The sequence below is a fragment of the Undibacterium sp. 5I2 genome (genome assembly GCF_035019605.1).
Classification (GTDB): domain Bacteria; phylum Pseudomonadota; class Gammaproteobacteria; order Burkholderiales; family Burkholderiaceae_D; genus Undibacterium.
On the sequence record NZ_JASJVS010000005.1, the window covers coordinates 1 to 24619 of the forward strand.

Consider the following 24619-nt stretch of genomic DNA (forward strand, 5'->3'; position numbering starts at 1 on the left):
GACGAAGGAGCGACCCGATGGGAGGGGATGCAAACCCCTTCCAGAGGCTTTTCCATCGTCGCTTGCGACGATCCATTAAGTTGCTGCGGTATACGTGCCACGGCAAGCAAGCCGCCGCGTTGATGCCGGCGATTAGACTCAGGGAAGCGCGGATTTCATCCGCGCTTCCCTGATTTGTGATAAATCGGGTATTTCCTTTTATTACAGAATAAAATTCTGCCGATTTCGGATAAGTTATGCATACTGAGCTCCTGCTGACCAGCATTCCATTTCCTGATGACGCCTTAAGATGAAACTTGACTACTCTGCCATCCTGGCCACCATTTACGAAGAAGTTCAGCCTTTGCTTGCCGAAGGTCGCGTTGCTTCATACATACCGCAGTTGTCGACGGTGCCTTTGGCGCAATTTGCCATGGCGATTTATTGCCTTGATGGCAGTAGTTATCAGGTTGGAGTGGCCGAGCAGAAGTTTTCCTTGCAGAGTATTACCAAATTATTCGCCTTAGCATTGGCGTTTTCGCGTGAAGGAGATGCGATTTGGGAGCGGGTCGGGCGCGAACCGTCTGGCAATCCCTTCAATTCCTTGGTGCAAATTGAGCACGAGCGCGGTAAGCCGCGCAATCCCTTCATCAATGCCGGGGCCTTGGTGATCAGCGATATTTTGGCGAGTCGCTTTGTCCAGTCCGATATCGCCGTGCTGCAGTTTGCCCGCAGCATCTGCGGTAATGCCGGCATCGATTTCGATACGGCGGTGGCCGAATCGGAACGCGCCACGGCGCACAGAAATTACGCCATTGCCCATTTGATGAAAGATTTCGGTAATTTGCATAATCCGGTTGAGCAAGTCATCGCCAGTTATTGCCGCCAGTGTTCGATCACGATGACTTGCAGCGAGCTGGCACGCTCCGGCAGCTTTTTGGCGCAACACGGTACTATCCCTTGGAATGGCACGGCGATTCTCGATCGCAGTTCGGCCAAGCGCCTCAATGCCCTCATGCTCACCTGTGGAACCTATGATGCGGCCGGCGACTTTGCCTATCGCGTCGGATTACCGGCTAAAAGTGGCGTCGGCGGCGGTATTTTGGCGATTGTTCCCGGCGAATTGGCGGTAGCCGTCTGGTCGCCCGGTCTCGATGCGACTGGCAACTCATTGGCCGGCACCTATGCTTTGGAACGATTTACGACGCTGACCGCGCGCTCCATTTTCTGATTGCACCACGCCTCCCTCTCTCTCTCCTTCACAGCACCGGCGCGATGACAGGCATGCTGCCGTTACCGCCATATTGTTCGCCAGAGTAAGCGGCCTTCGTGTGCGCGCTGCCGCTCGCGCTGCGTGATTGCGATAAATATTTCCTGTTGGCACAATTTGTGCTCGGTAATTATGCTTGATGCAGGCAAACCGTCCCGCGCTACGCCTGGAAAATATTTTGACTGATTGCACTCCCTCGTCAGCGGCGCAGCCGTGGGCGACCCAAATGATTGGAACTACCATGCCTTTGGCATATGAGCCTAGCAATGCGTGTGTAAGATGCGAACCGCAACGTACGGCACAAACCCCTGCCTTTGTCGGCCTGGCCTTATCATGTCGGCAACAGTAATGCGCGGCAATAGCCAAGCAGAAAGCGTTGTCGATACCCCACTGTGGCAGTCTATCGTTGCGCGCAGTATCGTGCCGGAGCAAATTGAAGATCTGAGCGCTTACGGCCGCTGGTGGCTGGCGCGCGCGCGCGGACAGATGAGTTTATCCATGGTTGCCGCCGCCTATCTGGGGGTAGCCGCCGGCGAGCATGCCTCGGCTGAGGCTTGCTCTACCCATGTGGTTCCGGATGATTTGCCAAGTTTCAGTGCAGCCATGGAGCAAGCGCGCCATGGTGGTGCGCCGCTCGATTGTGAATTTCGTTTGATCGATCCGCTCGAAGGGGTGCGCTGGTTTCGTCTGCGTTCTTTGGTTGCCGAGTCTGCCGCGATCAGTTCGGGCGTGCTGATCGATGTGACATCGGTCAAGCACGCAGCGATGCGCGAGAAATTCAATTTCGCCCTGACCCAGTATTTGATCGGTACCGACACGCTCGCTGAGGCCGTCACTAAAATTATTGAGTTAGTGTGTCTCGATCTTGGTTGGGAATGGGGCGCGTATTGGGAGTTGGGCCAAGATGGCAGCGACGCGAATATCTTGCACTGTAAGCATTTTTGGCATGGGAATAATGCCCGGCTTGTGCCGTTCCAGCTCTGTAGTGAAGCCATGCATATTTCCCCTGAGCACGACTTGGTCGGACGGGTTTGGCGTACCGGTCAGGCCGAATGGATAGACGGTTTTAGTAGCGGTGGCGAGTTTTTACGCGGCGCATTAGCGAGTGCCAGTGGCTTACAGTCTGGGTATCTGTTTCCGGTTACCTATGTGACCGCGGATGGCAGTTTGCACCGTCCTGGCGTACTGGAATTTTTCAGTAATTTTCCGCGTCAGCGCGAAGCCCAATTGCCCGATTTGTCGGCGGCAATCGGTGCGCTCATCGCCTTGACCGCACAGCGCATGACGCAGCAGGCGCAAATCCGCCGCTTAGCCCTCAGCGATGAAATGACTGGTCTGGCTAATCGCAAGCACTTTCATGCAGCGCTCGATGCGGCCTGTCACGATGGAAAACAGCCGAGTTTCGGCGTCTTGTATATCGATCTCGATCAATTCAAACCGATTAACGACGCCTTAGGCCATCAAGCCGGCAATTGCGTATTGATAGAATTCGCGCGCCGTATGCAGGCAGTCGCACCGCGCGATGCGGTCATCGGCCGTTTGGGTGGCGATGAGTTTGCCATACTCGCCAGCGGCAGTGTGCTCGAGCTCGATATGCTGGCGCAGGCGGTATTGCAGGCGGCACGCAGCGTGTTCATTTATGAGGGCAGTGAATTGTCGGTTTCTGCCAGCATCGGCATCAGCGTGTTTCCGCAGCATGGCAGCAGCACGGCGGAACTACTGCATGCGGCCGATGCCGCCATGTATCTGAGCAAACGCAACGGCCGCAATCTGGTCAGTCATTACCAAGACGATGGCAATCGTGCCCAGCAAGAATTAGCCGGACAACTGGCTTTATTATCTGAGCTACATCATGCCCACGCGCGCAATGAATTTTTTCTTGAATACCAGGCGATTTTCGATAGTGTCGATGGCCGCGTCTGCGCCGTCGAGGCCCTGATACGCTGGTGTAAACCGAGCGGTGAAATCGTGCGGCCCGATCAATTCATTCCGATTGCTGAACGCAGTCGCCTCATCGTACATCTCGGTCGCTGGGTGGTCGAGCAAGTTTGCCGCGATTTGCCGCTCATGCATGCTGCCGGCATGATGCACATGCAGGTCCATATCAACATGGCCGCGCCGGAATTCCTGGACAGCGAACTGCCGGCCGAATTGATGCGCATCGTCAGCCAGGCCGGTATTACCAGCGATAATATCTGCCTTGAGCTGACCGAAAGTGCGGTCATGAGTCAGCCGGAAAAATCTATCCCCATCATGCGCGAGTTGACCAGCTTAGGGTTTTCCATCAGCCTCGACGATTTCGGCATCGCGTATTCTTCCTTATCTTTAGTCAAGCGCTTGCCGCTGTCTTCCTTGAAAATTGACCGCTTATTCATCTCCGGTGTGCCGCATGACCGCGACGATTGCGCGATCGTCCGCGCCATCCTTGAATTGGGCCGCAATATGAAAATCGGCGTGATTGCCGAAGGCGTGGAAACCGATGCGCAGCTGAGTTTTTTGCGTCAATTCGGCTGTCCGGTGCAAGGCTATCTGTTGGGTCGGCCTATGAGTGTCACGGCGCTGATTGCACGGCATCGAAAAACTAAGCTAAGCAGTTTGTAGCGGTGCTCGGTTGTTTGAAATAAAAAAATGCCTGATGAAAAAAATCATCAGGCATTTTTTTATTTCACTGGCGCGCACTGTCGCGCGTCAGCGTGTATCAGAACTGATTCATCGTGTTGTCTTTACCCGAGGCTTTCAGTGCTGCATCGCCGCTGAAGTAATCTTTATGATCATCACCCATGTCGGAACCGGCCATGTTTTGATGCTTGACACAGGCAATACCTTGACGGATTTCTTTGCGCTGTACACCGGCGACATAGCCGAGCATACCTTGGTCGCCGAAATAGTCTTTAGCCAGGTTATCGGTCGACAAAGCAGCAGTATGGTAAGTCGGCAAAGTGATGAGGTGATGGAAAATACCAGCTTCACGGGCCGAATCAGCCTGGAAGGTGCGGATTTTTTCATCAGCGACGATGGCCAATTCAGTACCATCGTATTCGACATTCATCAGCGCAGCGCGGTCGTAAGCGGAAATATCTTTGCCTTCTTGTTTCATGATATCGAAAATCTGCTGGCGGAAATTCAAAGTCCAGTTGAACGATGGGCTGTTGTTATAAACCAGCTTGGCATTCGGGATGACTTTACGAATTTCGCTGACCATGCCACCGATTTGAGCGATATGTGGTTTCTCAGTTTCTATCCACAGCAAATCTGCGCCGTTTTGCAGCGAGGTGATGCAATCGAGTACGCAACGCTCTTCACCAGTACCGGCGCGGAATTGGAACAAGTTACTCGGCAAACGTTTCGGGCGCAGTAATTTGTCGCCGCGTTTGATGACTACGTCACCATTGTTCATCGATGCCGTCGATACTTCGTCCACATCGAGGAAAGAATTGTACAGATCACCGAGGTCGCCGACTTCGTTAGTTACCGCAATTTGCTTGGTCAAACCGGCACCGAGCGAATCAGTACGCGCAACGATGAGGCCATCATCGACACCGAGTTCGAGGAAGGCGTAACGTACGGCGCGGATTTTTGCCAAGAAATCTTCATGTGGTACCGTGACTTTGCCATCTTGATGGCCGCACTGTTTTTCATCCGACACTTGGTTTTCGATTTGGATGCAGCAAGCACCGGCTTCGATCATTTGTTTTGCCATCAGATACGTCGCTTCGGCATTGCCGAAACCGGCATCGATATCGGCAATGATAGGCACAACGTGGGTGATGTGATTGTCGATCTTATCTTGAATTGCTTGCTTTGCAGCACCCTGTGCAGCATCGAGCTGACGGAACAAACCGCCGAGCTCACGCGCATCGGCTTGGCGCAGGAAAGTGTAAAGTTCTTTGATCAAACCGGCAACAGCGGTTTTTTCATGCATAGATTGATCTGGCAATGGGCCAAATTCCGAACGCAGCGCGGCGATCATCCAGCCCGACAGATAGAGGTAGCGGCGATCGGTGCTGTTGAAGTGTTTTTTGATCGAAATCATCTTCTGTTGACCGATGAAACCATGCCAGCAACCAAGAGACTGCGTGTATTTGGATGGATCGGCATCGTAGTTAGCCATGTCGGTACGCATGATCTTGGCCGTGTAGCGAGCGATGTCGAGTCCGGTTTTGAAGCGGTTTTGCGCGCGCATGCGGGCGGCCGATTCAGGATTGATCGCGTTCCAGGCACTACCTTCTTTGTCTTTCAGACCGGCAATGGCTTTGATGTCGTTTTGATATTGTGACATGGGGCTACCTCAAAAAAAATAAAACAAGATTGAGAAATTTGTATCGGCGATCACGTCAATGATGCTCTTACAAAAACAGGGTGTTGAAATCGAAGCGAAACTGCATGAAAGAATAATAAACCGTTTTTAGCTCGTGCACCATGTCTTATATAAGACATATAACTTAAATAAACACCTTTGTTTTCAATGGCTTATGTTTGTATTTTTGCGATGTGAAATAAATTTTCGTAAAATGAAAATGTCTTCACGGTGTTTATCATACGTCAATCTCACAATGTGAATCCAAATTTTCGTATGGTGAGAAACGCGCCATGGGCATCTCAGTTTGCAGCCGACTCCGTTCTGCCGCTCAGGCGCCTGGGTGCTTAAACCACATTAAATCGCAATGCAATTGATAATCGTTACTATTTACAATATAATTCATGTTGCTTTGAAGCGTCATTGTCGCGCTTCCCATTTAACCGCCACTGAAAGTCAGCATGAAACGCCGCACACCTATCGCCGCCGCCCTGATTACCTTATTTGCTCAGTCACAAGTTGTATTAGCGCAAGAAGTCGCTGCAACGAGTCGTGTCGAGCAAACTGCCGATCATTTACCGGAAGTCCAGGTGCAAGGCCGCCGCAACGACTTCGTTTCCGGTACGCTGTCATTGAGTAAGTTGGCGGTCGAGCAGCGTGATATCCCACAATCGGTCACGGTGGTGAATAAGGCTTTGATGCAATCGCAAGGGGCAAACTCGATGTCGGAAGCTTTGCGTAATGTCTCCGGCATCACCCTCGGTGGTGCCGAGGGCGGACAAATCGGCAATAACGTCAATCTCAATGGATTTTCTGCGCGCACCGACGTCTATCTCGATGGCTTTCGCGATCGTGGTCAATATTTCCGCGACACCTTTGCGCTCGATGCGATTGAAGTGCTGATGGGGCCATCGTCGATGTTATTCGGTCGCGGTTCAACTGGCGGTGCCATCAACCAAGTGAGCAAAAAGCCGCAGCTCAAAGATCAAACCGAAGTGAATGTCTCGCTGACCAGTAATAGTCTGGCGCGTTCCAGCATCGATGTGAACCACGCCACTTCCGATACCTCAGCCGTACGTGTGTTGGCGATGGCGCAGGATGGCAATGCCAGTACGCGTGATCAATCCAAGGTACAAGACTTTGGCCTGGCACCCTCGCTACGCTTCGGTATCGGAACGGCGACTGACATTACCCTGTCTGCCCTGTTACAACATAATCGTGACCAGCCCGACTACGGCATCGGTCCTTTGAACGGCCGGCCGGCCAAGGTCGCACGTGACACCGCCTATGGCTATGAGGATGACCACACCACGTCCGATGTGGCTGCCCTCAATGGCACGGTGATACACAAGCTCAGTGCCGACACCACGCTGCGTAACCAAAGCCAATTCAATTACGTGCGCACCAGTGCCGTGGAAACTGCCGCCAATACCATAGGCACGGTCGGCGCAAAAGGCTTCTCTACCTTGCCGGTGTCGGCCACCAGCGCACTGCCACTGAGCAGCCTGTCGGTACGCTTGCAAAGCCATGATCGCACGATCAGCGACTATTCGTTTTTCAATCAAACCGAATTATCCAGCGTACTCGTCAGCGGCGGCATCAAGCATCATGTCTTGGCTGGGCTTGAACTCGGCCACGACAGCTATGAGAATCAAGCCTACTACCGCAACGGCACTTGCAATGGCACTGCCCTCAATGCCGCCAACGCCACTACCGGCTATGTCGCTTGCGTGTCATTATTAAACCCAAATAACGCTAACTCGCCAACGAGCGTAACGAGCAGCGCTGGTAATCGCGCCGGCGGCTCTGCCAACACCGTGGCGACCTATGTTAACGATACCATGGACCTCACGGACCAGGTCAAATTGGTTGCCGGCTTACGTTATGATCGCTTCACTGCCAGCATCAACAATTCCATCAATTCGACCAATACGGTCGGCAGCACCGCGATCGCCAATGCCTATCAAGCGATCGGCTTTACCAGTGTGCGACTCGGTACGATTTGGCAACCGGATGCACAACAATCTTACTATGTATCGTATGGCACCTCGTTTAACCCTTCGTTGGAACAGTTGACCGGCACATTGGGTCAACAGAATTTGGATCCGGAAAAAAATCGTTCGTATGAACTGGGCGGGAAATGGGATGTATTGAACGGTGATGTAGCGCTGACTTCGGCCATATTCCAAATTCAAAAAGAGAATGCGCGCAGCCAGATCAGCACCGGGGTCTACGAACTTGACGGCACCGTGCGCGTCAATGGTTTTCGCGCCGGTGCGACTGGCCGCCTGAGTAAAACTCTGCAAGTGGCGATGAACTACACTTACCTCGATGCGCGCATCCTTGCCGCCTCTGCAATCGATGGAACCGCAGGGAAAACTCCGGCCAATACGCCGCGCAACACCCTGACTGCATGGACCACCTGGGAACTTGCCAAGCATTGGGAACTCGGCGGTGGGCCGGTGTATATGTCGCAGCGTTACGCTAATTCCACCAACTTGGTCGGCGTTGGTGGCTACACGCGCTGGGATACGACACTGGCCTATACGCAGAAAAAATACGATGTACGCTTGAATTTGTTTAACCTGACCAATAAACTGTATGCCGATGCGCTGATCCAGTCCGACGGCGGGCGTGCGGTACCGGGCAGCGGTCGTAGCGCTATGCTGTCATTGGCCTATCGCTTCTGATCTCAACAGGAGCGCGACGATGCTGATTCATATTCCGCAAGTTCTCACGCCCGATACTCTGGCGGCAGTGCGCCAATTGTTGCAGCATGCCGGGTCGGCATGGGTTGATGGGCGCGTTACTGCCGGGTATCAGGGGGCAGCGGTGAAACTCAATGAACAAATCGATGAGCAGTCTGAGGTGGCGCAGCAATGCCAGCAGATCATTTTATCGGCACTGGAACGGCACCCCTTGTTCATCAGCGCGACCTTACCCAATGTCGTCTACCCGCCGATGTTCAATCGTTATGGTGCCGGCATGGAATTCGGTTTGCATGTGGATGGCAGTGTGCGTTTGCATCCGCATCATGGCAGTAAGCTGCGCACGGACGTATCGGCCACGCTGTTTCTGGCCGATACCGACGAGTACGATGGCGGTGAGTTACGCATCGTCGACACCTATGGCGAACACAGTGCTAAACTCGCGGCCGGCGACATGCTGGTGTACCCGGCAACGAGCTTGCATCAGGTGTCTGCGGTCACCCGTGGGACGCGTCTGGCGTGCTTTTTTTGGGTGCAAAGTCTGGTCAAAGACGCGGCACAGCGCAGCATCTTGTTCGACATGGATCAAGCAATACAAACCCTTAACCAAACCGGGGCCGATGCCACTGCGCGGCGCGCCCTGGTTGGGTGTTATCATAATTTGCTGCGGCAATGGAGCGAAGTCTGACGCGGTGACCTGATCGAATTACTATCAACGAAGGAGCGTGACCCTGATGGAAAATCCTGTCCAGCCTTTGCCGGCACCGCTGGTGTACGTATCGATTACCGGTTTGCGCGTTAACAGCAGTTGGCATTACCTGCGCTTTGCCTGGTTTGCCGTGCGCTCGATGACGCAAGCGCAACGCTCACCCGGCTTGATTCGGGTAGCGGCGCGCAAGATCAATGGCGTGCATCACACTTACTCGGTCTGGGAAGATGAAGCAGCGATGCGACGTTTCCTGGTGGTTGGCGCGCACTTACAGGCGATGCGTGCGTTCAAGCACATCGCCAGCGGCAAGACGGTAGGATTTTTAACCAGCGAACCGCCGGATTGGTCGCAAGTGCATGAGATTTGGTTGCGCGAGGGCGTGGACCGCTGAGCTGTGCGATTACCAAATGGCTGTGGCCCAGACTGCAGTTGTTTGGTGTTTGCTTCCAGTGTTACAAAAAATGAGCAAGGAACTGGCAGCGGCTTAAGCTCAAATCTTATCAACTATCCTGACACAGAGGGCAGGCGCAGAAGTTCTGAAACACGATATGGTATGTCTTGACGCGCATTTGCTATGAATACAATATCTGCATCAGAGGCCCCATCAAGGTCAATGCAAGCATTTTGAATAATGATGCAACTTGAACCGCTTGAATGGTCGCGTCCCTCAAGCATCGCCTTCCATGGTCCCCTTGCAGTGGCATCTGCGCGTGCGAGAATTGTAGCAATTCGTTCTTCGTTTAGAATTTCGTTTTTCATAGCAGCAGCCTATCTATAACTGCCGTACAAAACTACGTCAGCAAGGACGCCCTGTGCCAACAACCGACCGTAACAATGAACTGCCCAAGCCAAGTTCGCTATCATTGTAGAAACCGCCGCACTCAATGAAGCAGATCTGGCACTATATTGTCGTGGCAAAGGACTTTACCCAGCACAAGTCAAGACCTGGCGAGAACTGGCCGAGGCTGCGCAAAATGGACAGCCAGTAGCCCAAGCTGAACAACAACTTTGTTATCGTATCCGGCAGTGGTGATGTATTGATCATGATGGCAGGCTACGCCGCTGATGACGGATTGGTGATACATATCGGGCGATTGTTTCAAAATCATGGGGCTCTCTAGCCTAAGTAGTCACGCGACCATAGCGTCGAGTGCCAATGATAAATATATGATTAGCCAAGCATACCAACAGACAAACGACCACGTTTTGCGCCGCAAACCAAGTCCAGTCGAATTGCTTGCCGACTAGCCAGGCCGGAACGCCGGTGATGAACAAGCAGGGGATGAGAAAGAGAAAAATCAGGCGTGCGACGCCGTCGAATGCATCAAGCGGCCGGATCATGACCTTGAAGCTGGGATTGGAATGACGCATCGCCACCAATGCATTAGTCCAGAAAATACTTGAACGATAGATCCAACTGATCGCTGCCAGCACGATACTTCCTTCCACAATCACAAGCAGGTGAACCAAGGCCAGCCAGAGTGGGGTCGTCAGTGTAATGTGCAGGACAATGAAGGAAAGCAGCGCAGCCGATGTCAGCATAGCGTGTTGTAATGAGATGCTTGTGGCAACATAAAAAAATGGCAAATGCACCGGCAGCAGCAAATGGGTATCGAGCTTCATATTGTGCACTCGGCGCTGCAGTTCCATGCTGCTTTGGCCGAACAGCATCATATACAAATTATCGACGCAGACAACAGTGACAAAAAAAACGAGTAGATAATGCTGACTCATAAAACCGAGAAATTGGCTGTGCTGACTGAGTGCCCACCAAAAAATTCCCTGAGTCACACCATAAATGAAATTAACGAGCGCGGAAACCCAGAAATTAACGGGATTTTTTTTCGCTATCGATACGCTTTGGTAAAAACCGAGTCGTATCAGTGGATAGTCAATCATAGGAAACGTAAGCCTGGTTATATTTTGATAAATACTTCCATGAGTAGTGGGCAATCGTCAGCATGCTCAACAGTACAGCCGCCAAGTGGGGCAAAAACAAATCATGCCCACTCCGACCCATTGCGGCTTGGGCGGGAATGAAGCTGATGTACTGAAACGGCAAAAACGCGAAGACATGTTGAACCAATACTGGAAATAAATCGAGCGGGATCAGCGCACCGGACAGTACCCAGGCTAAGGTATCCTTGATGGTAACAAGTGAGTAGGCTTCTCTGAATGTAAAACTCAGGCACGAGAGCGAAAAACTGAGGCAGATGTTGATGAGCAGACCCGCTGTCAGCAAAACTGGCAGCAACACAAAATTACCCGCTCCTTTTATCAGCATGATGCACAGAATGAGCGGTGAGAATAGCAGTAATCGTGCCAACATTTGGCCCAGGCCATAAGCGAGAAAAAATCTCAGTACGCCTGTCGGTAGCAGCAGGAAGCGTTCAATTTGGCCGTTTTCTATATACACAGCCAATTCATCGGGTAAGCCGGACACCGCCGTAATTTGAAAAATCAAGACAGACCAGAGCAGATAATGAATGATCGTTTCTTGCTTGTAATGAGCGATGCCTGCCTCTGCGGTCAGTTTGGACCAAAAACTGAATTCAATCAGGTAGAGCATGGCAAACAAAAATACCGGACCGAGAAAGGCCGCTTTGGTCCTGAGTGTCTCTACGACTGCATAGCGGATGATCATAGAAACAGGCTCTCCAAGTGAATAATTTTCTCGTGCTTGCCGTGTTTGGGATTGAGTTCAATCGCACGTATCCTGCCTTGTACAAGAAAAAAAACCTGCTCGCAAATTTCGGCAATATCGGCCATATTGTGCGAAGTGATCAGTACGATAGCGCCGGTTTGCTGAGCAAACTGCGCCAGAGACGGACGCAAGGCAATTCCAGATTCGATATCTAGCCCTATGGTTGGCTCATCCAGAATTAATAATCGCGGTTGATTGAGCAGATGAATGAGCAGATTGGCTTTGACAGATTGCCCCAAGGAATAGGTTTTGGCAGGTTTGTCGACGATATGGCAGAGCGCCAGCTCCTGTAATCGTATGTCAACTTGGGCAGGATCGTAATGGCGCCGATATATATGCTCGAACAGTCGCAGGTTTTCGTGCAACGACAGTTCAGGCCAGAGCAGCGATTGATGTCCGAACATCACGCCGAGCTGGCGCAGCATGCCCGGCTTGCGCGTGCTGGGACTATCGCCGAATACATCAATGCTACCGGAATCGGCTTGCAGAATGCCGCTCATGAGTTTGATCAGTGTCGTTTTTCCACTACCATTTTTACCGAGTAATCCGTAGTTAGTCCCTGAGTGAGGCAGATGCAAATCGAGAGCTTGGAAAATGTTGACTGTGGTTTCCGTGCGGGAAAACAGATTGCGGTACCAAGGGCCGCTGGCAATGCTGCGGACACGGTAGTTGAATGAAACGGCAGTGAGCTTAACTGACATGTTCAGACCTCAGTAGTAAGTCATAGTGCTCTTTTCAGGACGGCGATGTGATTACTTCTTGCTGTTGATCGGGAGGCTGCGTGATGGGATGGGTTTCGGATTGACTGACAGACTTGGTCATTTTTTTCTCCTCACGAATAGAAAACATTTTATGTCTTGGTGTAAAAAAGTAAATAGGATAAATTCGAAAATGTGCGCAGGAAAGAGCAATGGTGAAGCAAGTACCAATACGTATTCGGGATAGCATTCATCAAAAATCTGACTAGGGTTTGAAACCCCGGCCTTCAGAGGCTGTCGCAAAAGCCTAATGGACGCTTTTTTACACCTGAAACACCGTATACCTCGTCATTCCCGCGTGCTTTTGGCGGGAACCTAGTGTCGTTTTTTACACTGAAAATGCCACAATTTCTGGCATTTTCAGTTAACCACGAACGTCGCTGGATTCCTGCCAAAAGCACGCAGGAACGACGCGGCCACCAGTCGGGGTAATGATACCGACTGAAAACCCTTTTGCGACAGCCTCTTCAGGCCGGTGAGCGACGAAGGAGCGACGCGATGGGAGGGGATGCAAACCCCTTCCAGAGGCTTTTCCATCGTCGCTTGCGACGATCCATTTAGTTGTTGATGAGCGCCTTCTTGAATTCACCGTTTTCAATCTTTGATCGCAGGCCACCGGTCCGCAAACAGTCTCCGCAAAAAGGTGCAACTTATCGGACAGGGCCATTTTTGCAGACAAAAATTGCCCATGTCGACTTGAAAGTAAAACCACCAGGTCGGCATCGCTGTCCGGTTTGAATTCTCCACGGGCACGATTGCCGTACAAAATTGCGCTCCGCAAAGGAAATTTCGTAGCCGCTTCAGCTAAGAAGGCTTGCGTTGTTTTTACTGTTTCCAGGTCAAGAGGGTGATTTTCCACTGTTCGCAGTGTGCGCTCTTTAGTATCAATTTCAGGTGATCGCTATTCAATGAACCGTATAGCACCGCATGCCTGTCGCTACGCATTTTTTTGAAATCCGGTACCAGCGACAGCACACCCAAAATCGACCCGATGTGGTCGATCCCAGCACGTATCCTATCCGCGCGCACAACAAAAAACCCGCATTCTCCAAGGAGTTTGCGGGTTCTTCGTACGTTGCAGAACGAGTCTGAACGAAATTCTGGTGGTGATAGGTGGACTTGAACCACCGACCCCAGCATTATGAGTGCTGTGCTCTAACCAACTGAGCTATATCACCAAGAAGCCTGAGATTATGTCAGGCTGTGACCCCGCTGTCAATATCGGGAGACGGAATTTTCTGGGAATTGCTTTGTTCTGTATCAAAACGCTGCTGCGGTGACGCTTTCATGTCTGGCCATCCTGGTTTTTTCTGACCATTTCAAGGATTTGCTCTTGCGGGTCTTGGCTCAGGCAATCGATGATCAGGCGTTCCGGCATAGAGCGCAACCAAGTCAGCTGGCGTTTGGCCAACTGGCGGGTGGCGATGATGCCAAGTTCGCGCATCTCTGCTGCGTTGATATTGTTATCGAGATAATCCCAGGCCTGACGGTAGCCGACGCAGCGTATCGAGGGCAGGTCGGGATGCAGCTCGGGGCGTTGCTTGAGGCGGCGCACTTCGTCGAGGAAACCGTGCGCCAGCATGTGGTCGAAGCGTTCGGCGATACGTTGGTGCAGCACGCTGCGATCCGACGGTTCCAGCGAGATAGCCAAGGTTTCGAAGGCGGGTGCGGCGCGGCTTTGCTGGGCCAGCAGGGTGCTCATGGCTTGTCCGGACAGCGTGATGATTTCGAGGGCACGCTGGACGCGCTGGCTATCGTTCGGCTGCAGGCGCGCGGCGGTGATCGGATCGAGGCGCGCCAGGCGTGCATGCAGCGCCGGCACGCCGTCGCGTGCGGCTTCGGCATCGAGTGCGGCACGCAGTATGGGATCGGCACCGGGTAAATCGTCGAGGCCGTGTTTGAGCGCATTGAAGTACATCATGGTGCCGCCGACTAAGATCGGCAGTTTGCCGCGCGCGCGAATATCGTTGACCAGTGCGGCGGCATCGGTGCGGAACTGCGCTACCGAGTACGATTGCGCCGGGTCGATCAGGTCGATCAGGTGGTGCGGCGCGCTGGCGCGCTCGGCGGCGCTCGGTTTGGCGGTGCCGATATCCATGTCGCGATACACGAGGGCGGAATCGACCGAGATGATTTCGGCCGGAATGTGCCGGGCGATGGTCAACGCGGCCGCGGTCTTGCCGGAGGCGGTTGGGCCCATGATGGCGATCACGAGTGGCTGCCGCGGCGCTGCGGGAATAGTTTTATTGGCCACGTAAAAACATCCGGTCGAGGTCGTTCATGCCCAGTTGTACCCAGGTCGGGCGGCCGTGATTACATTGGTCGGCACGTTCAGTTTGTTCCATCTGGCGCAGCAGGGCGTTCATTTCCAGTACGGTCAGGCTGCGATTGGCACGTACGGCGGTATGACAAGCCAATGTGCCGAGCAATTCATTGCGGCGGTCGATCAGCACACGCGAGCCGCCGTATTCGCGTACTTCGCGCAGCACGTCGCGCGCCAGCGATTGGGCATCGGCATTTTGCAGCAGGGCCGGCACGGCGCGCACGGCCAAGGTGGTCGGGCTGATGGCGGCGAGGTCGAAACCCAGGGTTTTCAGGGTATCGTGGTGTTCGGCGACGGTGGCTACTTCGATGGCATCGGCGTAGAAAGTGACCGGAATCAGCAGGGCTTGTACCGGCATGGCGTTTTCATCGAGCGCCTGTTTGAGTTGCTCGTAGAGGATGCGTTCGTGTGCCGCATGCATGTCGACCAGTACCAAGCCTTGGCTGTTTTGGGCGATCACATACACGCCGTGTAACTGGGCCAGTGCAAAACCGAGCGGATGTTCGTCGTCCGGCAGGCTGCGCGCTGGTGGCACTTGCGGTGTCGTGCCGGTGGGCGGGCGAAACAGCGCGCCATAGCTTTGCAGATTTTGCGCTACGCCGGCTTCGTTGCGGCTGCCGAAGTTGTTGTAGTTTTGGCCGCCGTTACTGCTGCCGCCGCTTTCTCGTGGCGTGGCGAATTGGCTGGCGAAGCTGCTTTGTGTGCCGGCGATCCAGGCTTGCGGTGAGCTGGCAGCGGCGGTGGCCGGTGCCGGTACGGTGCCGTAGGCGGTGGCCGAAGTCAGGGCTAAGGCGCGGCTGACGGCGTGAAAGACAAATTGATGGACGGCGCGGCTGTCGCGGAAGCGTACTTCGATTTTGGATGGGTGGACGTTGACGTCAACCAACGCCGGGTCGAGTTCTAAGGCCAGCACATACGCGGGATAGCGGTCGCCGTGCAAGACATCCTGATACGCGGCGCGCACGGCGTGGGTCAGCAGTTTGTCGCGCACAAAACGACCATTAACATAAAAGTACTGGGCATCGGCGCGCGCTTTCGAGGCGGTCGGTAAGCCGACGAAGCCATGTAGTCGCAAGGGGCCGGCGCTTTCGTCGAGCGCTAAGCGGGCCGCAGAAAAATTGTCACCCAGAATTTGCCCACTGCGTTTGTCGATCGCGCTGACATTCCAATGGTCGACCGCTTTGCCGTTGTGGCTCAGGGAAAAGGCGACGTCCGGCCGGGCCAGCGCGATGCGGCGCACCACTTCGGCACAATGGCCGAATTCAGTTTGTTCCGATTTCAGAAATTTGCGTCGCGCCGGCGTGTTGTAATACAGATCTTGTACATCGACTGTGGTACCGGCAGCACCCGAGGCCGGTGAGATTTTGCCGGCTTCGATTTGCCAGGCATGTGCATCGTCGGCCGTGCGCGTGGTCAGGGTGAGTAGCGAGACCGAGGCGATCGAGGCCAGCGCTTCACCGCGAAAGCCCAGCGTGGCGACATTTTCGAGTTCGGACAGTGAGGCGATTTTTGAGGTGGCATGGCGTGCCAAGGCCAGCGGCAGTTGCTCTGGCGGAATGCCGCGGCCATTGTCGGTGATGGCAATGCGCTTGACGCCGCCTTCTTCGAGGCGGATGCTGATGCTGGCGGCACCGGCGTCGAGAGCGTTTTCAAGAATTTCTTTGACTACGGCGGAAGGCCGTTCGACCACTTCACCGGCGGCGATCTGGGAAATTAAGTTATCGGGCAGCGCCAAAATGGGGCGGCGTTCAAGAGAGTTTGCATTCATCATCAAATTATACCTGCTCGCTTGCGCGCGCAGCGGCTTAGTGTATGATATCCGCGGGTTCCCAGACTAGGATGATAATGGATTTTATGCAATTATTAGGTATGCTTTTGCATGTCGACAAAATGCTCGGTGCGGTGATTGCACAATATGGCACCTTGGTATATGTCGTGTTGTTTGCGATTATTTTTTGTGAAACGGCGTTTGTTGTACTGCCGTTTTTACCCGGCGATTCATTATTGTTCATTGCCGGCACTTTCAGCGCGACCGGTGCCATGAATGTCTGGGTGCTGATCGTTTTGTTAGTGCTCGCTTCGATACTCGGCAATACCGTCAATTACTGGATAGGCAGTCAGATCGGCCACCGGGTGCTGGAACGTGATTACCGCTGGATTGATAAAGCGGCACTGAGAAAAACCCATGAGTTTTATGAAAAACATGGCGGCAAAACCGTGGTGCTGGCGCGTTTCATTCCCATCGTGCGTACTTTTGCGCCGTTTGTGGCCGGCATTTCCGATATGACGCATCGTACTTTCCAAATCTTCAATGTGCTCGGCGCCTTGCTGTGGATTTTCAGTTTGGTATTGAGCGGCTATTTTTTCGGTAATATTCCTTTCATTCGTGAGCATTTGAATAGCATTGTGCTCGTTGGTGTGGGTGCTGCGATTGTTCCTATCTTGCTCGGTACCTTGTGGAAGCTGTGTCGCGGCTGGCGTAAGGCGGTCTGATCTTGGCCGCTTCATCGATCCGTATCTGGTTGCACCAGGCGGCACCGATGAAGCCGCCGCTCGGGCAGGCGTGTAATGGTTGTGGTGTGTGTTGTGCTGCCGAGGCTTGCCCGGTGGCACTTATTTTTTTGTGGCAGCGCCGCGGACCCTGCCGCGCGCTCGAATGGCATGAAGCAGGGCAGCATTATCGCTGTGGCATGGTGTTGCAGCCGGCGCGCTATGTGCGTACTCTGCGCGCGCTGCCCTTGCCGCTGCATGCTTGGTTGGGGCGACGCGTGCGGCGCTGGATTGCCGCCGGCAGCGCTTGCGATTCCAGCGCCCATGTAGAGCTTGGCTGAGGCGAGCTCAGGTCAGGCGACTTTTTGCCAGCGGTGGATTCTTTGAAAAATACTTTTTGACACCCTTGACGATGGCCTCAGCCATTTGGTCTTGATAGGCGTCGTCGGTCAGTTTGGCTTCTTCTTCGGGGTTGGAGATGAAGGCCGTTTCTATCAAGATGCTGGGAATATCCGGGGCCTTCAAGACCGCAAAGCCGGCTTGTTCGACCGCGCCCTTGTGTAAGCGGTTGATGCCGCTGATTTCATTGAGTACCACCTTGCCAAGTTTCAGGCTATCGTTGATTTGCGCCGTGGTAGAAAGGTCGAGCAAGACGCTGGCCAATTGACGGTCATGGGTTTTGATGTTGACGCCACCGATCAAATCGGCGGCGTTTTCTTTATCGGCCAGCCAGCGCGCCGCACTGGAACTGGCACCTTTTTCGGATAAGGCGAACACCGATGAGCCGCGAGCAGTCGGATTGACAAAGGCATCGGCATGCACCGACATGAACAGATCGGCTTGCACGGCGCGTGCTTTTTGTACGCGCACATTGAGCGGTACGAAGTAGTCGGCGTCGCGTGTGAGCATGACGCGCATGTTCGGGTGTTGTTCCAGTTTTGCCTTGAGGCGTTTCGCAATCGCCAACACGACATCTTTTTCGCGACTGCCACCGCGCCCAGTGGCACCTGGGTCTTCGCCGCCATGACCGGGGTCGATGGCGATGGTGATCATGCGCATAAGCAAAGGGTTGGCGCTATCGAATTTATCGAGCGGTTTCGCCGCGACACTGCTGTCGGGCCGGTTTTCCGGTTTGGCGGATGGTTTCGCTTTGGCTTCGGCCGGCAATTCGGCTGGCTCGGCTTTGCGTTCGCCCATAGGTGTGGTCGGTGCGACTTGGGCGTGTTGGCCATCATTTTGCCAGTCGCCTTTTTCAATCAGGGCGGCGATCGGGTCGGGCGCATTGGCCGGATACAGATCGAATACCAGACGGTGCTTATAATTGCCAACCGGTTGCAGGGTAAATACCTGCGGGCTGACTTCTTCTTTCAAATCGAACACCAGCCTGACCACATTGGGCTTGTTTTGGCCGACTCGGACTTGGCGTATGTAGGGGTCGTTGGATTGGATTTTCGCGACCAGTTCTTTCAAGGTCGGATTGAGTTCCAGCCCTTCGATATCGACGACCAGGCGTTCCGGATTTTTGACGGTGAAAAAGTTAGTCACCAATTCACTGTCGTTTTCCAACGTGACACGGGTGTAGTCTTCCGCCGGCCAGACGCGCACGGCGAGAATTTTGGCCGCCCGTGCCAAGGGCGTGACGAATACCGACAGCAGCAAGGTGCCGCCGGCTTTGAGCAGAGTACGGCGACGCTGCGGGCTTACAGATTTGGAACGAATTGGAGTGATGCGAGACATGCGATACCTTTGACAGACAACGCGTGCAATTCTACCTCACGTGCGTCACCGGCGACGCGTAAAAATAACTGTAAATCTGCTTGCGGCAGGATGCCATCGGCTTTTTCTGGCCATTCGACCAGGCAGATGTTAGAGGCATTGAACTCTTCGCGAAACCCAGCGTCTAAAAACTCTTCTGCGCTGACCATGCGATATAAGTCAAAATGCAGTATTGTTAATTTCTGGCCGTGCAAAGTCACTGGATACGGCTCGACCAGCGTGTAGGTCGGGCTTTTGACTGTGCCATGGTAGCCGGCTGCATGAATGAGCGCACGTGCGAGTGCAGTTTTGCCCGCACCGAGGTCGCCATGTAAAAATAGCGACATGCCCGGCTGCAGTACGCGTGCCAGACACTTCCCTAAAGTTTGTGTGGCTGCCTCATCGGGCAGTGTGGTTTTATAATGTGACATTTCCAGCCAAGTCTGTATTCATGAATTCGCTTAACATAGCATATCGTCCGGTCCTTGTATATTTAGCGCGGGCGTGCCGATGACGCACACTGCTTCCTCTTTGATCGAACTGGCGGCGCGCATCAAGCTCTGGGGGCGTGAGTGCGGTTTTGCCGATGTGGTGATCGCGGATGTCGATCTGAGCCATGTCGAAGCCGATTTCGCGCAATGGCTGGCCGCCGGGTATCATGGTGACATGGCGTATATGGCCGCGCATGGCAGCAAGCGCAGTCGTCCGGCCGAGCTGGTACCGGGCACGGTGCGGGTGATTTCTGTGCGGATGAATTATTTACCGCAAACCGAAGGCTGGCGCGCTGCCGAGCAAAATCAGGCGGCCGATCAGGCGGTGATTTCACTGTATGCGCGTGGTCGCGACTACCACAAAGTGTTACGCGCGCGCTTGCAGCAACTGGCCGATCGGATTGCGCAAGACATCGGTCCGTTCGGCCATCGGGTGTATACCGATTCAGCACCGGTGATGGAGGTGGCGCTGGCCGCCAAGGCTGGCTTGGGTTGGCGCGGTAAGCACACACTGCTCTTGAGTCGCCATGCCGGCTCGATGTTTTTTCTCGGAGAAATCTTGATCGATCTGCCCTTGCCGGTCGATGCGCCGGTGACTGAGCATTGCGGTCAGTGTTCGTCTTGTATGACGGCTTGTCCAACCGGGGCCATCGTCGCACCCTATCAAGTCGATGCGCGCCGCTGTATTTCTTACTTGACCATCGAATTACATGGCAGCATTCCGCTCGAGTTGCGCGCGCTGATCGGTAACCGCGTCTATGGCTGCGATGATTGCCAACTGGTGTGTCCTTGGAATAAGTTTGCACAAGCCAGCGAACTCGATGATTTCGCGGTGCGACACGGGCTCGATCAAGCGCGCATGGTCGACCTGTTCGCTTGGAGCGAAGAACAGTTTTTACAGCGCATGGAGGGCAGTCCGATACGCCGCATCGGCCATGAACGCTGGTTGCGCAATCTCGCCGTCGGGCTGGGTAATGCCGCCGTTGCATTGCCAGGCGACGCCACCATCGTCGCGGCGTTGCGCGCGCGCGCTCAGCATCCGTCGGCGCTGGTGCGCGAACATGTCAGTTGGGCGCTGACCTGCCATGGTGTGAACGGAGCCTGAATTTTTTATGTGGTCCGCTATTTTGTTTCGGCAGTATTTACGCTTGGCGATTCCTACCGTACTCGCCGCCTGGGTGTACAGTGCCTATGCGTTCATCGATGGCGTGTTCATCGGCCGTTATGTCGGCAGCACTGGTCTGGCGGCATTCAATCTGATTGTACCGTTCTTATATATACCGTATGCCTTGAGTGTGATGGTCGGCGTCGGCGGTGCCACCTTGGTGGCGCGCTTGCTCGGTGCCGGCGAGGCGCGTGCGGCCGCGGCCGCCTTCACGCAGTCTTGTTGTTTATTGTGCGTACTCGGTCTGGCCTGTTCGCTGGCGCTGGGCTTGGGGGCCGGCTGGCTGGTTGAGATGGTGGTACCCCCGGGGCCGATGCGCGCGTATGCAGAGAGTTATTTGCAAATCGCGGCCGGCTTCACCTTGTTTGCCACGCTCAGTTATGCCTTGGAATTATTTTTACGAGTGGAAGGCGCGGCCAGCTATGGTTTACTGTGTCTTTGCATCGGCGCGCTGCTTAATATCGGACTTGATTACCTGTTCATCGTCGAATTTTCTTACGGCATGCGCGGTGCCGCTTGGGCTACCGGCATCAGCCATGCGGTGGCGGCGCTGCTGATGCTGTCGTATCATGTGTGGCGGGCCGCGCATCTGCGCTTGGTGTCGCATGCATTTGAACAAGTCAATGTGCTTGCTCAGATTGCTTATAACGGTTTGTCGGAATTACTCGGCGAATTGGCCCCGGCGTTCACGATTCTAGCCTTTAATTGGGTCATCGCCGGTCAGCTTGGTCAGGCCGGCTTGGTAGCGTATGCGGTCTTGGAGTATTTAACCATCGCAGCCGTCGTGACCATGGTGGCGCTGGTGCAGAGCATGCAAACGCTGGTCAGTTTTCAGCGCGGTGCCGGGGAATGGCAGGCGCTGCGCTCGGCCATGCATATCGGTGCGCTGTGTGTATTGTTGTTCGCTGCTGGCGCGATGCTGCTGATGTGGACACAGTCGGATCAACTGATTGTGTGGCTGCTACCGGGTGAGCATGCCGAGGCCTGGGACATTCTCGGCACCGCAGTGCCGTGGTATGCGCTGGCTTTCATTCCGGCCGGTGCCAATTTACTTATTTCCGGTTATTTCACCGCTATCGAAGCACCGCTGCGCTCTACCGTGATCGCACTGCTGCGCAGTTTCGTTTTATTGCTGGCAGCATTGTGCTTGCTGGTCGCATGGATGGGGGCCAGTGGGATTTGGTTTGCCCTGTTGCTGGCCGAAATACTGACACTCGTGCTCAGTGCTTGGCTCTACCGGCGGCACCTGCTGGAGAATAATTTTGTATGAGCCGTAAGCGCATCGGCCTTGGCTTTATTTCAGAATGCCCGCCAGTTCAACCGCGGTTTTAACTTGCATTTTGTCGAAAATATGCGCGCGATGTACTTCTACGGTACGCATACTGATGCCGAGCTGATCGGCGATGACCTTGTTCATTTTTCCCTGCAAGATCAATTCCAACACTTCTTTTTCGCGTGCCGACAAGCTGGCCAGGCGTTCGTGAATGGCTGCAGCGGCACCGGCTTGGCGCGATTGTTCCAGCGCCTCTTGCACCCTATCCATCAATTTATTGTCGTTAAACGGCTTTTCAAAGAAGTCGAACGCACCGCGTTTGAGCGAATCGACGGCCATGGGTACGTCACCGTGGCCGGTCAGGAAAATCACCGGTAGTCGACGCGTGAGCTTGCGCAGTGCCAGTTGGTCGAACATTTGTATGCCGCTCAAGCCCGGCATGCGCACGTCCAATAGCAGACAATCGCCCTGACTGTCAAAATGAAAAGCTTGGTCCAGTGTGCTGAGAAAGTGTTCCGCGCTGCCGTAAACCAATGCGCCGATCTGGCGCGAGCGGGCCAGCCAAGCCAGTGCGTCGCGGATGACATCTTCGTCGTCGATGATATGTAGCATATTCTCTCCAGATAGGCTTGGCCGGGTCTTGGCGTGCTCAGCAGCGCGCTTCACATGGCCGGTGACACAGGTTCGTGAAATGTCGGTAACACAAAGCGAAAGATAGTACCACCACCAGGGTTGTCGCTGTGGGTCAGTTTGCCGCCGTGGAATTCGATCGCCGTGCGGCAGATGTTGAGGCCCATGCCCATGCCGCTGGCTTTGGTGGAAAAAAACGGTGAAAACAATTGCTCGGCAATGCTGCTGGAAATGCCATGGCCGCGATCGATCACTTCTACCGCAATGGCGTCGAGTGCCAAGTCGAGCTGTACTTGTATGCGCAGGCTGCGCCGGGCCGGCGGCGTGTCTTGCATCGATTCGATAGCATTGCGAGTCAGATTGAGTAAAACTTGTTCAATCAATACTTGATCGGCCAGTACTTTCGGGCTTTGTCTTGGCGGCAGCCATTGGATAGGAATATATGACGATTGCGCTTGCAATTCGATCAGCGGCATGACTGATTGTATCAGTTCGCAGAGGTCAACTTGCTCTCTGCTCGGTTCACGTTTTTTTACAAATTCGTGCACGCTGCGGATGATTTGTCCGGCCCGCTGCGCTTGCGCATGCACCTTGCTCATCGCGCTTTGCAGTAAAACTTTATCGCTGTCGCCGGCTTCGAGCAAGTTGATGGCACCGGTGGTGTAACTTGAAATCGCGGCCAGCGGCTGATTCAATTCATGTGCCAGCATCGAGGCGATTTCCCCCATGGTTGCCAAGCGTGCGCTGGCATGCAGTTTTTCTTCTTGTTGGCGGCTCAGTTCTTGCGCATGCTTGAGTTCGGAAATATCGAGGATGGAGCTCATCCAACCGGTTTGTTCACCTGATTCGGCAATGAGCGGCGACTCGTACACCAGCACTGGAATACGCTGACCGTCGGCGCGTTGGTAGATGGTTTCGAAACCATCTTGTGGCACCGATCCGGCTAATAGTTGGGTGAAGCGTTGTTTGTATTCTTCCAGCGCTTCCGGGGCCCAATACGGCATCGGTGGCAGTCGTCCGACGATCTCTTCGGGCGGATAGCCGATCATTCTGCTGAAGGCCGGGTTGATATAGGTCAGCCGCCCTTGCATGTCGCGCGCGCGCAGACCGGTGACGAGCGAGTTTTCCATCGCCGTGCGAAACGTCACTTGCTGCCGTAAGGCTCCCTCAGCAGCCAGACGGCGGTTAATGTCGCGCCATAGGGCGATCAGGCTCCAGATCAGCCCGAGTGAGAGCACGATCACCATGAGCACGAGTAAATTCGCCAACAGCTTAGGTTCGCTCTTGATACTGTTGGTCCGCAAGATCAAGGTGATGCCGGGCAGGTCGAGTGTGCGGTTGTGAATATAGACGTTTTTACCGATGCCGCCGGCGGCCCGATCCGCAAAGACATTGTCGTCGCTGTCAACCAGGGTAATTTGGTTGTCATGCGCAAACCACCATGGCACGAGCTCGTCCAGTATGCCCTTGAGTTTGTAATTGATGACGATGCTGCCGGCATAGCGCTTCTCATGTATCAAGGGGATTTGGCAGCTCAACTGATAAGCGATGGCAGAATTACCATCGGAAACCGGCGGGTAACAGCGCGTCTTGAGGTCGATCTCCGGCACCCCTGATTCAAAATGCGGTAGCGTCGAGCGTTCGCGCAGGGTGCTGGTAGTGGTGACGACATGGTCGAACTGGTCATACCAAGAGATGCGTTCAATTTCGTGGTTATTTTCGACTAAACCGGTAAAGCGTCGCAAGGCTGCATCGACCGGTAATTTCATGGCACTGATTTCGGCACCGACTTGGCGCAGCATTTCATCATTGCGATTGAGCTGAAACTGAATCGCTTGCTCAACCCAGAGCGTATCGGCGATTAATTGTTCTTGGCGTTCGTTGGCTTCCATACGCTGTGCTTGCCAAGGCAACCAAATCAGGGTGGCAAGGAACAGGGATACCAGCAGGATCGGTAAGATCCAGCGCCATTTTTGGTTAGGCCATCGTTGAGTTTGGTAGAATTTTTTCATCATCAGTCAGGGTTGTTGGACTAGTTTACTGCAGAGGTGAAACAAACTGCCAGCT

The 24619-nt window shown here is 54.1% G+C and carries 22 protein-coding genes, 1 tRNA gene and 1 pseudogene; 10 read left to right on the forward strand and 14 right to left on the reverse strand.

What is annotated here, in order from left to right; genetic code table 11:
• Positions 1-289: 289 nt before the first annotated feature.
• On the forward strand, positions 290-1210 hold the full coding sequence (locus QN359_RS03170) for a glutaminase (protein ID WP_322251009.1): 921 nt from the start codon (positions 290-292) through the stop codon (positions 1208-1210).
• 372 nt (positions 1211-1582) lie between these two features.
• A complete protein-coding gene (locus QN359_RS03175; protein WP_322251010.1) occupies positions 1583-3850 on the forward strand; it encodes an EAL domain-containing protein in 2268 nt (755 codons plus the stop codon).
• A 97-nt stretch (positions 3851-3947) separates the two neighbouring features.
• On the opposite strand, the gene QN359_RS03180 is transcribed toward QN359_RS03175, so the two are convergent.
• Positions 3948-5528, reverse strand: coding sequence for an isocitrate lyase (locus tag QN359_RS03180; protein WP_322247186.1), 1581 nt, complete (start codon positions 5526-5528; stop codon positions 3948-3950).
• 479 nt (positions 5529-6007) lie between these two features.
• On the opposite strand from QN359_RS03180, the gene QN359_RS03185 reads away from it, so the two are divergent.
• Genes QN359_RS03185 through QN359_RS03195 form a run of 3 tightly spaced genes read left to right on the forward strand, consistent with a single transcriptional unit; the run spans position 6008 to position 9354 of the window.
• Positions 6008-8236, forward strand: coding sequence for a TonB-dependent siderophore receptor (locus tag QN359_RS03185; protein WP_322247187.1), 2229 nt, complete (start codon positions 6008-6010; stop codon positions 8234-8236).
• Between the two features lie 19 nt (positions 8237-8255).
• On the forward strand, positions 8256-8942 hold the full coding sequence (locus tag QN359_RS03190) for a Fe2+-dependent dioxygenase (RefSeq protein ID WP_322247189.1): 687 nt from the start codon (positions 8256-8258) through the stop codon (positions 8940-8942).
• Positions 8943-8988: 46 nt separating this feature from the next.
• A complete protein-coding gene (locus tag QN359_RS03195) occupies positions 8989-9354 on the forward strand; it encodes a hypothetical protein (RefSeq protein WP_322247191.1) in 366 nt (121 codons plus the stop codon).
• A 113-nt stretch (positions 9355-9467) separates the two neighbouring features.
• On the opposite strand, the gene QN359_RS03200 is transcribed toward QN359_RS03195, so the two are convergent.
• The gene (locus QN359_RS03200; protein WP_322247192.1) at positions 9468-9722 is read right to left on the reverse strand and encodes a hypothetical protein; all 255 of its coding nucleotides are present in this window, start codon (positions 9720-9722) and stop codon (positions 9468-9470) included.
• A 79-nt stretch (positions 9723-9801) separates the two neighbouring features.
• On the opposite strand from QN359_RS03200, the pseudogene QN359_RS20055 reads away from it, so the two are divergent.
• Positions 9802-9969: pseudogene (locus tag QN359_RS20055) on the forward strand (IS3 family transposase); the annotation flags it as partial.
• On the opposite strand, the gene QN359_RS03205 reads toward QN359_RS20055, so the two are convergent.
• The 8 genes from QN359_RS03205 to mutL all read right to left on the reverse strand — a co-directional run bounded on the left by QN359_RS03205 (position 9902) and on the right by mutL (position 16516).
• On the reverse strand, positions 9902-10072 hold the full coding sequence (locus QN359_RS03205) for a hypothetical protein (protein ID WP_322247195.1): 171 nt from the start codon (positions 10070-10072) through the stop codon (positions 9902-9904). The pseudogene QN359_RS20055 and the gene QN359_RS03205 overlap by 68 nt on opposite strands.
• Positions 10073-10085: 13 nt before the next feature.
• The gene (locus QN359_RS03210; protein ID WP_322247197.1) at positions 10086-10862 is read right to left on the reverse strand and encodes an ABC-2 family transporter protein; all 777 of its coding nucleotides are present in this window, start codon (positions 10860-10862) and stop codon (positions 10086-10088) included.
• Positions 10855-11607: an ABC-2 family transporter protein gene (locus QN359_RS03215; RefSeq protein WP_322247198.1), complete on the reverse strand. Its 753-nt coding sequence runs from the start codon at positions 11605-11607 to the stop codon at positions 10855-10857. The genes QN359_RS03210 and QN359_RS03215 overlap by 8 nt, the downstream gene beginning before the upstream one ends.
• The gene (locus tag QN359_RS03220) at positions 11604-12368 is read right to left on the reverse strand and encodes an ATP-binding cassette domain-containing protein (protein ID WP_322247200.1); all 765 of its coding nucleotides are present in this window, start codon (positions 12366-12368) and stop codon (positions 11604-11606) included. Before QN359_RS03220 ends, QN359_RS03215 begins: the two co-directional genes overlap by 4 nt.
• Positions 12369-12789: 421 nt before the next feature.
• Positions 12790-13284 (reverse strand): nucleotidyltransferase family protein, encoded by a 495-nt coding sequence (locus tag QN359_RS03225; RefSeq protein ID WP_322247201.1) that lies wholly within the window; start codon positions 13282-13284, stop codon positions 12790-12792.
• A 242-nt stretch (positions 13285-13526) separates the two neighbouring features.
• Positions 13527-13603 (reverse strand) — tRNA-Met (locus QN359_RS03230).
• A 107-nt stretch (positions 13604-13710) separates the two neighbouring features.
• A complete protein-coding gene (gene miaA / locus QN359_RS03235) occupies positions 13711-14625 on the reverse strand; it encodes a tRNA (adenosine(37)-N6)-dimethylallyltransferase MiaA (protein WP_322251089.1) in 915 nt (304 codons plus the stop codon).
• Positions 14626-14668: 43 nt separating this feature from the next.
• A complete protein-coding gene (gene mutL, locus QN359_RS03240; protein WP_322251090.1) occupies positions 14669-16516 on the reverse strand; it encodes a DNA mismatch repair endonuclease MutL in 1848 nt (615 codons plus the stop codon).
• Between the two features lie 77 nt (positions 16517-16593).
• Between mutL and QN359_RS03245 the strand changes: the two genes are divergently transcribed.
• Complete coding sequence (locus tag QN359_RS03245; RefSeq protein ID WP_322247202.1) at positions 16594-17241, forward strand: VTT domain-containing protein; 648 nt, start codon at positions 16594-16596, stop codon at positions 17239-17241.
• 2 nt (positions 17242-17243) lie between these two features.
• Positions 17244-17579: a hypothetical protein gene (locus tag QN359_RS03250; RefSeq protein ID WP_322247203.1), complete on the forward strand. Its 336-nt coding sequence runs from the start codon at positions 17244-17246 to the stop codon at positions 17577-17579.
• Positions 17580-17586: 7 nt separating this feature from the next.
• Here the strand turns inward: QN359_RS03250 and QN359_RS03255 are convergent, their stop codons facing one another.
• Entirely contained in the window at positions 17587-18975 is a 1389-nt protein-coding gene (locus QN359_RS03255; protein ID WP_322247204.1) for an N-acetylmuramoyl-L-alanine amidase, read from the reverse strand.
• Positions 18939-19424, reverse strand: a complete 486-nt coding sequence (tsaE, locus tag QN359_RS03260) for a tRNA (adenosine(37)-N6)-threonylcarbamoyltransferase complex ATPase subunit type 1 TsaE (RefSeq protein ID WP_322247205.1) — start codon at positions 19422-19424, stop codon at positions 18939-18941. Before tsaE ends, QN359_RS03255 begins: the two co-directional genes overlap by 37 nt.
• Positions 19425-19503: 79 nt before the next feature.
• On the opposite strand from tsaE, the gene queG reads away from it, so the two are divergent.
• Together queG and QN359_RS03270 are read left to right on the forward strand one after the other, a co-directional pair.
• On the forward strand, positions 19504-20589 hold the full coding sequence (queG, locus tag QN359_RS03265) for a tRNA epoxyqueuosine(34) reductase QueG (protein WP_322247206.1): 1086 nt from the start codon (positions 19504-19506) through the stop codon (positions 20587-20589).
• Between the two features lie 7 nt (positions 20590-20596).
• Entirely contained in the window at positions 20597-21919 is a 1323-nt protein-coding gene (locus tag QN359_RS03270; RefSeq protein ID WP_322247207.1) for an MATE family efflux transporter, read from the forward strand.
• 24 nt (positions 21920-21943) lie between these two features.
• On the opposite strand, the gene QN359_RS03275 is transcribed toward QN359_RS03270, so the two are convergent.
• The gene (locus tag QN359_RS03275; RefSeq protein ID WP_322247208.1) at positions 21944-22534 is read right to left on the reverse strand and encodes a response regulator transcription factor; all 591 of its coding nucleotides are present in this window, start codon (positions 22532-22534) and stop codon (positions 21944-21946) included.
• 50 nt (positions 22535-22584) lie between these two features.
• Complete coding sequence (locus QN359_RS03280) at positions 22585-24564, reverse strand: PAS domain S-box protein (protein WP_322247210.1); 1980 nt, start codon at positions 24562-24564, stop codon at positions 22585-22587.
• Positions 24565-24619: the final 55 nt, after the last annotated feature.